Origin of the sequence: Bacillus sp. JJ1474, assembly GCF_036965225.1 — a bacterium.
In the GTDB taxonomy this organism is placed as follows: domain Bacteria; phylum Bacillota; class Bacilli; order Bacillales; family Cytobacillaceae; genus Cytobacillus.
The window spans coordinates 1-15,675 of record NZ_JBALPC010000037.1 but is presented as its reverse complement, the minus strand read 5'-3'; the positions used below and the strand labels follow the sequence as shown (position 1 = coordinate 15,675).

The window sequence follows — 15,675 nt, the reverse complement described above, 5'->3', positions numbered from 1 at the left end:
CCATTATATCTTTCGATATTTCTCGGGAAGTGAATAGCACTTTCCCAACTTAAATTTTATTCTTAGAAATTAACGAACCAGTTTCCGAAATCAATACGTAGATCAGATTGGTTTGTAACGTTTGTAATTCCATCGATTACAACTTGATCTGACAATCCGTCATTTGCACCAGCCGATAGTTTACCAACACCAAGTGTGATAGTTAATGTTTCTTTACCATCTGTAATGTCACCATTAGCTGTTCCATCAGCACTTGAAGTAGAATAAGTCGTACCGTCTTTACCTAGAGTATAAACATATGTTGAATTTGAATCACGAAGTGTAATTGTAGCACCATCTTTTACCTTAACATCATCATAAGCTGAGAATACAATCTCTAATTCCTTAGATAATGCAGTATAAGTAGGTTGTGCACTAATCGCAAATTTACCTGAGTAAATTGCTACATCTTCTTCCGCACCAGCATAAGTAAGTTGCTCACCTGCTGTGTTTTCAGTGCCTTTAATTACTTGTGAGAATGTATAGTCATATAAAGTACTAGCACTTAAATTAAGTTGGTATCTCCATGTTCCATTAGAGCTTACTTCAGTATGATTAACGTAATTACCTGAAGTTTTGTCTTTAATTACAACTACAGTTCCTGGTGTACCAGTACCAGATACAGTGTAAGTTGGAGTATCTACACGTTCAGCAAATTTATTAACTGAGAATAATTGTGTAGAATAATCTTTAGTGATATTGAATACACTTACAGCATTTTTATCTGTGTAGTAATTAATAACGTCAATTTCATCCTTCTTAGATAGAGCAGCTTTAAATTGTTCAAAAGTTACAGCTTGACCTTTGATACGGTAGATATCATTTGAATCAAAGTTAAACTTGTCTAATGCAGCAGTTGCGAAATAATTATTAGTTAAATCGACATAGTCTACAACTTCACCAGTACCTGCAGCACCTGGTGCTAAGAAAATAGAAGTCCCGCCAGTTAACTTTTCATTCTTGTCATCCGTATCTCCATCACCATTAGCATCAAAATAAGTTACAGGAGCGAATTTACCAGCTACAAGACCTTTTACAAATAAGTTTAATTTTCCATCTTTCACAATGAAAGTAGGGTTATTATCAGTAGATTTAGTAACAGCACCTGTTGAATCTGTATAGTAAAGTTCAACATCAAGAGGGTCAGCTGTTGCTTCAGCTACTAGATCTTCTAGGTCAACAGTTACGTCACCATTGTAAAGAGAACCATTATGGTTTTTCAAAGTGAAAACATATGATCTAGAACTATCTACATCTAAACGCGCTGTGTCTGGAGCATCAACGTCAATATTAGGGTTACCTGGAGCTGCAGCAGTAGAATAAGAAATACCTGTATCTACATTTTTGTAGAACAATTTGTATGTCTTTCCTGTCTTTTCACCAGTAACAGTCAATGTAACTGTCTTTTTATCAGTTCCTAATTTAGCTTCAGTTACAAGTAAATCATTATCAAATGTGTAATCAGCAACGTGTGCTCCATCAACAGCTTTATTGAACTTAACTGTTAAAGTAGTTGAGTCAACACGAGTTACAGAAGTAACCGCTAACGGCATAGATTCTACAACATCATTTACTGATTTTTGTAAAGAAGTTTCCCATTTAAGAACATTAGCATCAAGGATAGCTTGAGCTTCAGCTACTTTTTTACCAGCATCCACTAACTTTCCAGCTTTAACATCAGCAGCTGCTGCTTTAGCAAGCATATTAACAGTTACATCATTTTTAGTATCAGCAACTAATTTTTCAATTGCTGGTTTAACTGCATTACGGATACCGTCACGAGTAGATTGACCATAAACACGGTCAAGTAATGCAGATTGCTTACGGTACTCAGCAGTTGCTTTGTGGTAAGCAGTTTCTACTTTCTCGATATCATCAGATTTAACAGCTGCATCTAAGCTAGCAGTTAATTCTTTAATTTTTTCGCTTGAAGTGATGGCATCAATGTAAGCTGCTGCGCGTTTCACTTGAATTTGTGGATCAGTTAAACGAGCTTCGTATTTAAGTTTATCAGAAGCACTTGCACCCTTAAGTGCATTTTGAGCTCCTTCAATTGCTTTCTTAGCAGCATTGTACTGAGCATATGGACGTGTTACATAGTCAGCTGAACCTTCAACTGAAATAGCCCATTTTAGGACAGTTCCTGCATTTTGTGCGTCTTGTACTAATTGATCTACGTTCACAGCCGCATCAGCTTGGTTAGCTGGTGCTGCAGCAACGAATGCTGAAGCTGCGATAGCTGTTGATGTTGCTAGTTTAATTGCTTTCTTTTTCATAAACTTGTATTCTCCCTTCATGCTATGTAGTGCATTTTTTTTGTTAGCAATGAATAAACCAATGGTTGTATTTTCCTCTATATCCACCGCTTACCTAACTAGTAAAAAAGTATACCAAACTATTAACTTTTATGCAATAGTTACCAATGTATATTTTTTTTGGCAGACGAAGATGGGTTTTCCAACTTTGGTTTATATATCATATGATAATATAAAGCTTGCTAAATTTCTACAATTTTTATCATATTTTTATTAATTTTGTAATATATTTACTGTTTGTTAGAAAAGCGGAAGCGCCTTGCCCACCCCCGACAAGCATAAGACGAGCCGTCGAGAAGGTTGTACTTTAACCTTCTTGGCGGATCGGCTTATGACCTCGAGGAGGTAGGCGCTGAAGCTAGACATTTCTCAAACTTAAAAAATGTAAATATATTAACTTTCCTAAATGCACACCCTTTAATTCTATGCAAGAATAAAAAAAAATTGCATATTAAATAAAAAAATGGGTCAATTAGAAAATTTTTCATGTATTTTCCCGTAATATTTGGTACACTAGGGATAAGAAGGTTTTCTCCCAAATGGATGCTTTCTTTAACTTGTATAGTACGCTAGTACTAACCTTCGCTTCAGCGTTCAGGAAAAGCCGCCAAATTTGGCGGCTTTTTCCTTTTTCCGGTGGAGAATTGTCGAATTTCGTTGTATAGTAAGACTAAAGAAACATTACATATGAAGGTGGTTAATGACAATGAAGACAGCCAAGGTGATAGGAGTTATGTTCATTTTGCTTCTATCTATAATAGGACCCGCGTTTCACAACCATGCCAGGGCCACTACTTATCCCCAAATCGAAAAAACCATTCCTGCAGCTGGGGATCAGAATGTTCCGATCGATACAGACATTAAAATCGAGTTTAATAGCAACATCGAAAATGTATCCTCCCAATATATAAGATTATATGAAAGAACCAATGGAACCTATTATGATTTTTCCATTAAAAATGTGCGGAAAGATGGGAAAACGTTAATTATCATTCCAGAGAATATGATGGATTTCAATAAGGAATACCTCGTTCAAATGAATGCCCCAGCAGTGGAGCTGCAAAACGGGACATACTATCAGTCTCTTTCCTACTCCTTTCATACGAACTTCATTGATTTCTATGAACTGATGGTCGTGAACGAAAAAAGGCTGACGAATTTACTGGATGACTACGCTCCTAGGCAAATTAAAGCCTTCGCTCCCGAGAGATATATAAATGAAATTAATATTATGCATAAGAAACCCGGAGCAATGAAGGATGACCAAACTTCCTTTAGCGGCATTACGAATATTGATATTACAACGAAGAGTGATGATGTCGATACGGTACACGTTGATATTATGAGGAATGGAAAAGTCCTGCAAAAAGGATTTGCTGATCCTGTGCCTCCGAAAACGAAAGGGGCAGCGCAAAAAACATTGATGTTCGATATTGGTTTTTCAAAGGTTCCTGATTTCTACGATGTTCGTGTAACCGTTCAAAATAAAGATCAGAAAACGATCGACTCAAAAATAATTAAATTTGCTACAGAAGAAGGCAAAATAATCAACTCCTATAAGGAATCCTTTAAGTACCAAACAGCTGGAAAGGGCTACACCTTCTATGAACTCCTGTCCAATGATAAATTGTTCACAACCCTTCTATCTGAAAGCTTAATGCAGGATATTAAAGTACAGGTTGAGGACAGGTAGATGAGAAGAACATTATTTCTTCTTAGCTTGGTTGCGATTATTGTCGTATTTCCTGGAATTATGGCAGGACAAGCTTCGATTGAAAAGGTTAAATTAGATGAACGGACAATTAAGGATCCATTAAAGAGCTGGTCCATTACTTTTACTGCACCTGTTAACAAAGGAACAGTTAAGAAGCAAAACTTCTATATTATTGATGATAGCCAGAAGAAGCTGCAGACAAAGCTGCGTCTCTCCGCGGATGAAACTAAGGTAACGATTACACCTGAAACTTCTTATAAAGAAGGCGTTCAATATTATCTATACATTAAAGGGAATGTAAAAACGGGTAAGAGTACGTTTTTGAATGTACATACTGTTTTGCCTTTTAAGCTGGTTACAAAAGAGAGTTCCAATAAAGTGACAATCAGTCCGACAAAAACTGACAATCGACAAATTTCAACAAACACTAGCAATGGTAAACCTAGTCCCAGTATCACTCCAAATTCAAATCAGAAAGATACGAAGTTTGTGAGTTCCCAGACCAAACGCCATTCACATTTTGTTGAAATCTCAGTTAAAGTTAGCGACCAGGTGGTAAAGGTGAAGGCAGGCAGTGATGAATTTGAATATAAGGGAAATAACCAATTTGTCCTTTACAAACCAGACCTTAAAAAAGGTGAAAAGCTGACCATCAAAGGGTACAGCATATCCAATAAGGTGCTGGAGACAAAGGAGATCGTGATCCCATAATGGCAAAAAAGGCTCTTATCAATACGTTCATTTTTACCCTAATTATCATTAACCTGATTATTTGGCCCACACTTTTTAGTGAGTTTAAAGAGGGAAATAAAGTTGCTGGTGAACAAGGGAAATCTCAAGAGACAGTAATGGATGAGGATTCCCATGATTCGACAGAAACTGAGTCTAACAGTAAAGTCACCGAATCAGATGAGGAAAATGAAGATTTACCTCAGAAAGACCAAAAAGAAGAAAATATTTTCAAAATTCTTCGGATTGAATGAAACTTTTTTGATAGTCAAAACGTCTTATAGATGGACACTAGTAATGGATTGTTCCAATGGCTAGTGCTTACCTAACTGGGCAGAGTTATCTGCCGAACTTTTGTCAGTATCCTGGATTGAGGGTGCTGGCTTTTTTTGTTTTATTTTTAATACACTGGGTGACTAAATCCTTCCAGCCTCAACTTATAATTAAACCTCTCCAACTAGAGAAACCCCGGTAGCTATGATCCTCTACCGGAGCTGTATGTTATTTAATAACCTAAACTGGACTATGAGTTGCCGTTGGGGCCACTTCCACCACTGTAGGATGGTCCGTTTCTTCATTTCTCATTTCTACCTTGTTATCGTCTTGTAAATGTGGTGTACTTTCATCATTTCCTGACTTTTGCCTTTCCAGCAGACCTAATAGAAGGTTAATCCCATTTTCCCGTTGATTCGCGTTTTCTTTTCTTGCCTGCTCTTTATTTCCTTGGTCTACCTTCTCTGAATTATTGTCAGGCTTCGGCTCTTGAGGTTTTTGGCCTTGATTATCATTGTCCTTTTGGTTCCTTTTGTTATCATTGCCTTGCTCTGGTTTTGCAGGATTTTCTTTTTCTGGCTTACCCTGACCTGGGTTATCTTTGTTTTCTTGATCCTTTTCTTTCTCTAGCTCTTGATCACCCTTTTCGGATTCATCTTCGTTTTCATTCCCGTCTTCCCCTTCATTACCTTCTTCTAGGTCTTCTTTATCTTTATCCTCAGTCTCTTCTTTGTCCTCTCCATCTTCTTCAGCTTCTTCGCCCTCTGGCTTCTCCTCTTCTACTACCTCATCTTCACCTTCACCAGTTTCTTGCTCCTGATCAAGCTCTGCCTCAGCTGCTTCGCTAGCTTCCTTCTCTAACTGCGCTTTTTCCCTTTCCTCTGCTTCCTTTGCAAGCCTTTCTTTTTCTAACTTTGCTTTCTCTTCTTCTTGCTTAATTTCTTCGTCTAGCTCAAGAATTGCTTTTTCAATGGCGGACATGTCTTTGTTATCAAGGGTTATTTTTTCAATGTCTTTGACGACACCTGCTAACTTTTCTAATAATAGCTGGATCTGCTCCTCTGATAAGTCAGTTGACTTCTCCAGATATTCTTTAAGTGCACCCATTCCTGCAAATAAACTGTCCTTTTGCACCTGTAATGCTTTCATGTCAGCAATTTGCTGGGTAATTGCCGCGATTTGGTCATTTAATGCTGCGATTTGCGCTTTAATACTTTCTATTGAAGCTAACAACTCTTCATTTGCTTGTCGAAGTTCTTCCATGGCTGTTTGCAGTTCTACAGCATTATTATTCAGCTGATTAATTTGCTCCCCGGTAGTAGCTAGCTTTTCTTCCAGATTGCTAATAAATTCTTCCGTCTTGGCTTTTTCCGTATTCATTTGCAGTAAGATGTCCTCAAAAAACTGTGGATCAAATTTACAATCTTGGATAGCTGCATCTTTTATTTCAAGAATGTATTCATTAATTTCATTCATTTCATCTAATTTTTCTTGAATTTGGTCCCGGGCTTTAGGAAAAACCTCTTTAATGATTTCTTCCAATTGTGTCACCATTTCATCAATCTCTTTGGTGATTTCATCAAGCGCTTTTATTTCTTCCTCATTAGCAGTAATGGTGTTTTGAAGAGAGGTCATTATGTTTTCTAGAGCGGCAATGTCTGCCCTTAATTGAGCTTGAGCTCCCTGAAGTCCATCGATTGTATTCATATCCAAACCAGATTCTTGGGATGGAGCGGCGACATCTGCATCCCCAGTTTCATCTCCTACTTCTGTTACAGCATCTTGCTTCAGGCTGGCTAATTTCTCATTCATTGACTCCACGTTAAGTTCAGTCACTTTTCCTAAGGCCTCGTCCAATATGGCCTTCGCTTCCACTTGAAGTACAACTGTACGATCTCGCATCTGCTCAATCGTCTGAGGAAAAATAAAACATGCAGAAATATCCACTTCCTGTTCTTTAACTGAATTAAATTCGCTGTATGTAGGCGATACTAAATGCCCGCTACCTAATATCAGGGATGAAACAGCTACACTAGACGAAAAAGCCTTAAACATTCTTTTCCTTTGTTTTCTCTTATTACTCCAATGTCGAGAAGACCTTGGCACCAATGTGATGTCCTCCTTTTTTATTCGTTATATAGAACGATTAGTCTAAAAAAATAAGCAACTTGAACATGCCCATTGAATTATATTCTATATTATACAATAAATAATCTGAATTTTAAATAGGAAACGAACAATTTTTTCTTAATAAAGAACATATAGTTTGGTAATGGCCCTCTTCCTTGTTCTCAATAACATTAGAAAACCCAGGATTTCTCCCGGGTTCACTTAGCCATATCTTATTTAACTGTTACCTCTAAATAAATTCCATTCTGCATTTGCTTTGCACTTTTGCTTGTCCATTTCGGATGGATCATGAGCAAATATTTACCCTTTGATTGCAAATGTGCTTTCGGAGTGATGGTCATTTTATAATCATCCGCTATTTTCACATCAACCGGTACTTCCTTGCCACCTAGTTGGATCAACTGAACGTCCTGGGCGTTTAGTTTGGACCAGTCCATTTGCATATTCATTGCAACCGTAAAGGCTTTTGTTACAGGAACATCCTTTAGCGCAGGCAGCTTTTGATAGGTTGAGTGTTTCGCAAGTAGTTGATCTCTATGCGAGACGATTAATTCCTCTCCCACGGCCGTTTCTATATTTGGAGTGACCCCTACTTCATGAACAGGAATCCCTCTCGGTGAATAGAATCGTGCTGTTGTTAATTTTAGCATGCCGTTGTCACTCAATGGGAATAGCGACTGCATGGACCCTTTTCCATAGGATGTTTGTCCGTATAAGGTTGCCCCTTTTTGCTCTTTGACAGACACCGCGATCATTTCGGAAGCACTTGCGCTGTATTCATTGATGAGAATATGAGTCGGGCTTGTAAACTTCACCTTTTGCGGAAGAGCCGCGTAAACCTCTGGCCGTTCTTTCTTATATCTCAGTTGGAAGGCGTTCGTTACGTTAGGAAATAGGCCGGCTACTTCCTGGGCTGTGGAAACATAGCCTCCTCCGTTGTTTCGGAGATCGAAAATCCAGCCTTTTGCTCCCGGTAATTTTCCAATGGCATTTGTAATGTCCTCCGTTGCCTCTTGAGAGAAGCTATGAAGGCGAATATAGCCAATATCCCCTCCGAGCATTTGATACTCGACATTCGGAATTCTGATTAATTCTCTTGTTAACGTCTTTATGACCTTTTCATTTGTATCGACTGAAATATATTGCAGCGTGACGGAAGTACCCGCTTCGCCCGTAATAACTGAAACGGCTTTTTGTACGGATTGTCCTGCAAAGCTCGCTCCATTGGCACCCATAATAATATCCCCTGCCTTCAACCCAGCCCGATCAGCTGGACCGTTTTGGATCACTGATATGATCTTGACTCCCTTTGGATCCTCATCCAGAACAATCCCAACTCCCACTAACTGCTGCTCAATGCCATTCGTAAATTGGTTAAACTCTTGAGCTGACATGTAGACGGAATAAGGGTCCAAATGCTCCGTGATTTCCTTCGCAGTCGGCTTGGATAAAACCGAAGCCGGCACGTCCTCTATGTAATATTCCTTAATCAAATCTCGTATTTCATCAATCGGCTCCGCTGCAGAAACAGAAGTCACATTCGACAGCAGCAATAAAACTAGCAATAAACTAAAATACTTTTTCAAATTCCCCATTGGTGCTCCCCCCTTGTTGTCAAACACCGTTCGCAGTCGTAACTGGAAGATTCGAACACGGACGACAGATAATGACATTATGTATTAAGTCCTATTTTAGTATATTTATGGATGGAATTATAGTTATATTTTTCATTTCGCTAAGGCTCCTATGATTCTGTATATTCCACTAGAATCGGAGCTAGGTAATCTACCATCGGGGATGATTCATGTTGGATGAAGGCTTCTACAGCTGATTTTTCAATAGGAACAAATAGAAGATCATCAAACTCTGGCTGCTGTCCCATTTCTATTAAATCATGATTATGGGTAAGGAATCGGGCATGAACCTCTTCGGCTGTGTACTCAACAGATAGTTCATAGATAATTGCCCAAAAATCATGTGTACCTTTACGCTTCATGAATTTAGGGATAAAAGAGCGAGTGGATGGTGAGTGAATGTCTAATCCGAGCTCTTCTTTAATTTCTTTGCAGATATTTTTCTCTAAATTAAAGGTTGTATCTTCTAGGTCTGATTCATCCAGTCCCCCTCCTGTAAATTGCAAGCGGCCTGGTGTAGAGGTTGTCCGATTCATTCGGCCAATGGCCATTTTCTTGTCGCTAGTTATAACCGCGGCGCAAGTATAAATGACTTTGCATGGCTCCTCGCAATCTTCATGGTTTAGTGTGTATAGATAATGTTTATAGTCAGTCTTAGCCACCGTAACGACAAGCTCTCTCTCCGTTTGCTCGATATTGGTAATCGTAAAGACTTCTCCGTTGCGTAAGGAGGAGTTCGTTTTCGTTTGTTCTTGCCAATAAAGTTCATGCTGGTGCCGGATTTCAAGTGGCAGATTGATAGGGATAGGATCCAGTCTTACTTTTACAATAGCGGGTGCTTTTTCAATAATTATTGGGTTCATGAGGGGGTCCCTTTCTTGGCATTTTTTAACTATGGTTATAACTTCATATTACCCTTTGTGAGTGTGTTTGGGTGAATTATTGGCGATTTTGGCGGTTGTAAGGTAACTTTTTAACTAATTTATGAGGGATTGTCTGCTGATTCAGGGAGATTGTCAGCCAAATGAAGTGCCTTGGCAGCCTACATGTAATTTGTCAGCCAAATATAGGGGTTTATCAGCCAAATTTGATGGTTTATCAGCCAATTTAGGTGGTTTATCAGCCAATTTAGGTAGTTTATCAGCCAATTTAGGTAGTTTATCAGCCAATTCATGCTGTTTGTCAGCCAATGTCCCAGAAGGGCAATAATTTATGCCTTTTTCTCAAGAGGATCAACTTTCTCCAGCAGCGGCCATGCTGATATATTCTACAAAGGAGTGAAGACCTTTAACGTCTTTGAAGTCAATAGAGTAGTCGGATTTTTTCAATAAAGCAATCGATTCTCATGGTGAATACATAGTAAAAATTCGTCACTAAGAATGATTCGCTACTTCAATAAAAGAATTGATGTCACGAAGTACCATGATGCCACTTCTCCCCCTTTATTCGAAATTAGAATAAAGTATATTCTATTTATGAATTTTACTAATATTCGAACAAAATGTAAAATCTTCCGTGAGAGCAATTATAGGGGGTAATGGTATAAGCAAAGTTTTGTAAGCGATTTCAGTCTAATAAGAGAGAGGACAAAAGCGAAGTTTATAGTTGTACAAGTGCTGGAATAAATAGTCTAAATTTTACGAAAGGTGTGACTCTTGATGAAGAAAGATAAAGTAAATACAGAGCAAGAAGGGCTTCTGGCTCGTATGGGCTTTTCACTCGCAAACTGGAGTGAGCGGTGGTTCCCAGATGCCTATATTTTCGCTGCTATTGCAGTCGTTTTGATCGCTATTATTGCCTTATTAATGGGAAGGACTCCTGTTGAAATTGGAGTTGATTTTGGGACACACTATTGGGATTTAATCCCTTTTACTATGCAAATGGCCTTTATCATCATTACAGGTTATGTGGTCGCTTCTTCTAAACCGGTTCATAAGCTTATCGCTAAGCTTGCTGAAATCCCTAAATCAACAAAGGGAGCAGTAGCCTTTGTCGCCTTCTTTTCAATGTTTACGTCTCTCTTAAGCTGGGGTTTTAGCTTGATTTTTAGCGGAATTCTAATAAAAGAGATTAGTAAACGAGTAAAAGGTGTCGATTACCGGGCAATGGGTGCTGCGGGATTCCTTGGACTTGGAAGCGTTTGGGCATTGGGCCTTTCCTCTTCTGCAGCCTTATTGATGGCAACGAAAGCATCGATTCCTCCCGCTTTATATGAAATTAGTGGGACAATTTCCATGTCAGAAACTATTTTCACATGGCAAAATTTAACCATGATCGTGGTTCTCATTGTTTTATCCGTTTGGATTGCGTATGTGTCTGCTCCAGGTAAAGACAAAGCGAAAACTGCCGAAATGGCGGGAATTGATTATGGCAGAATAGGAAATCTTGATGAGACGAAGAAAAAGGCTGAGCGCCCTGGAGAGTGGTTTGAATACAGCCCAATCTTAAATCTAATATTAGTTGCGATTGGTTCAGTTTATATCATTCACGTCATTTCGAAAACAGGACCGATTGCTGCACTTAATCTTAATAACTATAACTTTATGTTATTAATGATAGGATTGCTTTTGCACTGGACACCTAGAAACTTCTTGAACTCAGTTTCTAATTCAGTGCCTGCTATTGGTGGGGTACTCATACAATTTCCACTTTATGCAGGGATTTTCGGAATCTTGATGAACTCTGGACTGAATGATGTTTTAGTGAAATTCTTTCTTTCCATTTCAACAGAAAATTCATTTCCGTTCATTGCCGGCGTTTATTCAGCCATTTTAGGACTTTTCCTCCCTTCAGGCGGGGGAAAATGGATCGTAGAAGCACCGTACTTGCTTGAAGCCGCAAAAGAATTAAATGTCAGCATGGCCTGGATTGTGCAGGTATATAATGCATCAGAAGCACTCCCGAACATGGTCAATCCATTCTTTATGCTGCCTTTATTAGGTGTTTTGGGAGTTAAAGCAAGAGATCTGGCGGGATATTCTATTTTGCAATTAATCTTCCACGCACCAGTCGTCCTTATACTAGTGTGGCTTCTGGCAAAAACAATGCCATATGTGGCTCCGGTATTTGCTGGGTAATTCGGATTAAAAAAGACTATTTGGACCCCTTCTGTTTTGATTAATAGTGGGGGTTTTTTCTTTTTATCGTAGTTGGATTGTGGCAAGGCGCCTTTCCCCGTGGTGACACCCTCCATTTTGGGTAAAATGCATTTTTAACCCTGGTTTTTTTCTTAAAGAGTGCTATTTTTCATTGGAAGAGTGCTTTTTATCAAATTTTTCTAAGAAATCTAGTGGAATTTCTCAAATATGCTATAAAAAAATCTCCTCTGAGGGAGATTTAGTAGATTTGTCAGCCAATTTAGGAGGTTTGTCAGCCAATTTAAGTGGTTTATCAGCCAATTCATGCATTTTATCAGCCAATTCGGTGACGCAATGCGAATTCATGCAGTTTGTAAGCCAATTATGCGGTGCGCAGCCCATTCATAAGGATGAAGCCAAAACTGCTAGTCAATCCAGCCACATCGGAATCATATATCCTCTATTCTTTTTTTCCCCAAAAGATTCAGGACAAGTTGAGGTTAAAATTTTCCTAGCCACTGACTCTGATTCGATTCCTAAAAATGTTCTTAGTTCCAAATTTGTAATAGTTGGTCCAAACAATAACGCATAATCTTCAAGTGCTTGCAGATGGGCAGCGGGATCTGCCTGGTTACATTTCGTGCACTTCCAAGTCCCCCATTCTCTTCGCATGGAGAATGACAAACAGCTATTGCAATATACTCCAGTCACAATCTCTTCTTTTCCAATTTGGAACTTGGCCAGAATATCCTGATTAAAGGGTACATGTTTTTTTAATAGCAGCCGGGAAATGGCATTTAGCTCTTTTTTGGTTAAGAGGTTCGATTTGTGTTTCTTCTCAATCTCTTCAACTTTAAAGGGAAGTGCAGCTGAGTGGATTACATTTCGCAGCAGGTGGGAATATTGCGGATTCGTTTGTATCGTGGTCGATGGAGAACTGATGACTACAAATGGAATGATTGGAGCGGATGGAAAACGATGACTATTTAACCACAATCGAAATTGACGGGTCTGTCTATTTGCTTGGGTGATCGGATCGGAATAGGCTTTACTTTCGTTTTGATTGGTGCGCAATAATTGATGGAATTCCTGGTCGAAAAACAAGGTCCCTGAGAAGTTTTTTGTTTCGAGGATTAAATGGAACTTTAGAGTAAGGATTAAGGTATCAATTTGGAAAAATCGCATTTTATGATCCTGTAATCTTATATTGTGGAAAATATAGTAGTTTTCAGTCGGCAAGAAGGTTAAATGATAATTAAGCGCCTGCTCCCCGCGAAAACCCGCCTTCTTTTTTGCCAAATCATCCGCTATTAATTGCTTTTTTGGATGAGCAGGCCGTATTCTCCTATCCAAAGCTTCCAATTTTCGTAATGTAATCGGCTTTTTTCTCTCTTTTTTAATCAATATGACACTCCTCTCTCGTATTTGAAGTTATTAATTCGATATTTTATCTTGAATTCCTCTAAATGAATCGACCTTTTTTATTTGTCAGCCCTTTATACGAGTTTATCGGCCAGATTTAGTAGTTTATCAGCCAATTATGCATGTTTGTCAGCCAGATTTGGTAGTTTGTCAGCCAATTATGAAGGTTTGTCAGCCAAATTTGGTAGTTCATCAGCCAATTTAAGCAAGTTGTCAGCCAACTCCGTTTTGTCATCTTTTTAAGCGCGAATGGCCTCCCCCAATACTGCCGCTTCACGTTAAAAGGTCTCTCTCCATATTCATTCCTATTCGATAAAATGACAAATATTTCAAATAATATATTACTAAAGTTTCAGAAAAAAGTTTCCCTGAATCAAACCTTTTTCCAGTTTTTCTAAGAAATGCGTTTAGAAGGCATGAAAATCAATAAGATTAATACAATTTATTAGGGGGGATCGGCATGAAATGGAAACCAGATTGGCTTTTGCACGTTATTCTTGCATATGTAACGGTCAGTGGAATTACTTTCTGGCTGCCTGTGATTCGGGGGCTATTCGATGGCCGCTCCTATACATGGTCAGGGTGGCTAGGAATAGGCGGCAGCGGAATCACCGGGCATTATTGGCTCCTGCTGATGTTCACCGCATTGCTGATTACAGTCATTTTTCTCGGATGGAGAGGAGCCCGAAAGCCATTTCATTGTCTTTTATTACTCTGGTTTATCCTGTTAGTCACTGAATCAGGTTCATGGTTTTTCTCCTCAGAAACTGTTCATTTTCGGGGGGACACATTAGGAACAGACCTACCGGTAGGAAAAATCATTTTCCCTATCGATCTTCTCTTTTTAGGCTTATCTATCCGATGGATAATCCGGGATATACGGACCCAACGATCCTACTTATATCCTTTATGGAAAAAATCAAATCGAAATTTGCTGCTTTTCTCCCTCTGTCTTTTGCCGCTGCAATTCTTTATTCTGAGGTTTTTTGACCAATATCCAATATATGATCAAATCGGGGTTATAGTAACGATCTTTCAATGGATAGTATTGAATCTAGCATTTTATCCATGGAGGAAATGACCTTGAAAAACACACAGATCCACAAGTCTGCTGTATAATAAATAACTATATTACAATAGTAAATACAAATTCTAAAATCGACCGCTTTAAAAATAAAATTATCGAATACTATTGAATTTTCGAAATTTAGTTCACCTTTCCCTGTAAAAAGAGACAAGGAATATGTTACTATTGAATTAGAGATTGTTGAAATGAGGGATTTATATGAAGCTAGAGAAATATTTATTTGGAGAAATCCTCCAATCCTTTCGGCAATACAAAAACTTAACGGTAGAGGAATTAGCCGAAGGAATCTGCACAGTAGAAGAATTAATCTCATTCGAAAAAGAACGATCCTACCCCACCATAGATGTGCTCTATAAATTCTCAAAAAAGCTCGATATGGAACTAACCTATTTTTTCGATATCGCTTCCAAGACAACTGTCCATTACCCGAATGCAGTTATTCAACTAATAGAAAAGTTTAAAAGAGATCGCAATTACGAGGCAATCAGCAATATCATTCAACAAGAAGAGGAAAATCCCTTATTTAATCAGAAATCCTTAAAGCAATATTTGATGTGGCATCAGGGAATTTGTTACTACTATTTGGATAGGAATGCTGATAAGGCTTTTGATACTTTGAGTAAAGCGATCGCAATAACAAATCCAAAACGTGTATCTCTTTCTGAAAGGGAAATTGAAATTCTCACAAGTATCGGGATTATTTTTTATGAAATTAAAAATTATCGAAGTGCCGTGACCATTTTTCTTGAGGCCTTAAATAATATAGAAAATCTCCCACACGTTTTAAATATGAAAGGGAATTTAAGGATTTTATTTGGCTTATCTCAAGCGTATACAAAATTAGATATGTATGAAGAATCTCTTTCTTATTGTTATAAAGGACTAAATCTCTGCTTTAACGAAGAGTTGCTTTATCTCTTAAATGAATTTCATTACCAAATTGGACATAACTACGTTCAACTGGGGGAAGTTGAAAAAGGAAAACACTATTTAGACGAGTGCCTTCACCTGTTAAAATTGGAGAAAAAGACAAAATTACTAAGTATTATGGAAAGTGAGATTGCTAATCTACTTAACTCTTGATACAATCTATTTAACTTAAAAATATGGTAAAGCTGGTGAAAATATGAAAAAACTTTTAAAAGTATCTGCACTATCATTATCCATCTTAGGACTGGGTGCTTTCGGTTCTAATATTAACTTGGCTGATTACCCTACTCAACATAGCATTGGCGGAGTTAAGGTAGCTGATTAC

Annotated in this window: 11 protein-coding genes; 6 read left to right on the top strand and 5 right to left on the bottom strand. The window is 38.2% G+C overall.

Annotated features, from left to right (window positions below; all coding sequences use genetic code 11):
• Positions 1–62: 62 nt before the first annotated feature.
• Positions 63–2,315, bottom strand: a complete 2,253-nt coding sequence (locus tag V7164_RS05790; RefSeq protein ID WP_335353603.1) for a hypothetical protein — start codon at positions 2,313–2,315, stop codon at positions 63–65.
• Positions 2,316–3,060: 745 nt separating this feature from the next.
• Between V7164_RS05790 and V7164_RS05785 the strand changes: the two genes are divergently transcribed.
• The 3 genes from V7164_RS05785 to V7164_RS05775 are packed head-to-tail and all read left to right on the top strand — an operon-like array spanning position 3,061 to position 5,051.
• On the top strand, positions 3,061–4,047 hold the full coding sequence (locus tag V7164_RS05785; protein ID WP_335353602.1) for an Ig-like domain-containing protein: 987 nt from the start codon (positions 3,061–3,063) through the stop codon (positions 4,045–4,047).
• Positions 4,048–4,779: an Ig-like domain-containing protein gene (locus tag V7164_RS05780; RefSeq protein WP_335353601.1), complete on the top strand. Its 732-nt coding sequence runs from the start codon at positions 4,048–4,050 to the stop codon at positions 4,777–4,779.
• The gene (locus V7164_RS05775; protein ID WP_335353600.1) at positions 4,779–5,051 is read left to right on the top strand and encodes a hypothetical protein; all 273 of its coding nucleotides are present in this window, start codon (positions 4,779–4,781) and stop codon (positions 5,049–5,051) included. Before V7164_RS05780 ends, V7164_RS05775 begins: the two co-directional genes overlap by 1 nt.
• A gap of 259 nt (positions 5,052–5,310) precedes the next feature.
• On the opposite strand, the gene V7164_RS05770 is transcribed toward V7164_RS05775, so the two are convergent.
• From V7164_RS05770 to V7164_RS05760, 3 genes are all read right to left on the bottom strand, one after another.
• The gene (locus V7164_RS05770) at positions 5,311–7,179 is read right to left on the bottom strand and encodes a hypothetical protein (RefSeq protein WP_335353599.1); all 1,869 of its coding nucleotides are present in this window, start codon (positions 7,177–7,179) and stop codon (positions 5,311–5,313) included.
• A 233-nt stretch (positions 7,180–7,412) separates the two neighbouring features.
• Positions 7,413–8,795 (bottom strand): S41 family peptidase, encoded by a 1,383-nt coding sequence (locus V7164_RS05765; RefSeq protein ID WP_335353598.1) that lies wholly within the window; start codon positions 8,793–8,795, stop codon positions 7,413–7,415.
• A 149-nt stretch (positions 8,796–8,944) separates the two neighbouring features.
• Positions 8,945–9,697 (bottom strand): NUDIX hydrolase, encoded by a 753-nt coding sequence (locus tag V7164_RS05760; RefSeq protein ID WP_335353597.1) that lies wholly within the window; start codon positions 9,695–9,697, stop codon positions 8,945–8,947.
• A gap of 795 nt (positions 9,698–10,492) precedes the next feature.
• Between V7164_RS05760 and V7164_RS05755 the strand changes: the two genes are divergently transcribed.
• Positions 10,493–11,911 (top strand): short-chain fatty acid transporter, encoded by a 1,419-nt coding sequence (locus V7164_RS05755; protein ID WP_335353596.1) that lies wholly within the window; start codon positions 10,493–10,495, stop codon positions 11,909–11,911.
• A gap of 429 nt (positions 11,912–12,340) precedes the next feature.
• Here the strand turns inward: V7164_RS05755 and V7164_RS05750 are convergent, their stop codons facing one another.
• The gene (locus tag V7164_RS05750) at positions 12,341–13,315 is read right to left on the bottom strand and encodes a nuclease-related domain-containing protein (protein ID WP_335353595.1); all 975 of its coding nucleotides are present in this window, start codon (positions 13,313–13,315) and stop codon (positions 12,341–12,343) included.
• A 478-nt stretch (positions 13,316–13,793) separates the two neighbouring features.
• On the opposite strand from V7164_RS05750, the gene V7164_RS05745 reads away from it, so the two are divergent.
• Positions 13,794–14,414, top strand: a complete 621-nt coding sequence (locus tag V7164_RS05745; RefSeq protein WP_335353594.1) for a hypothetical protein — start codon at positions 13,794–13,796, stop codon at positions 14,412–14,414.
• 204 nt (positions 14,415–14,618) lie between these two features.
• Complete coding sequence (locus V7164_RS05740; RefSeq protein WP_335353593.1) at positions 14,619–15,503, top strand: helix-turn-helix domain-containing protein; 885 nt, start codon at positions 14,619–14,621, stop codon at positions 15,501–15,503.
• The last annotated feature ends 172 nt before the right edge of the window (positions 15,504–15,675 follow it).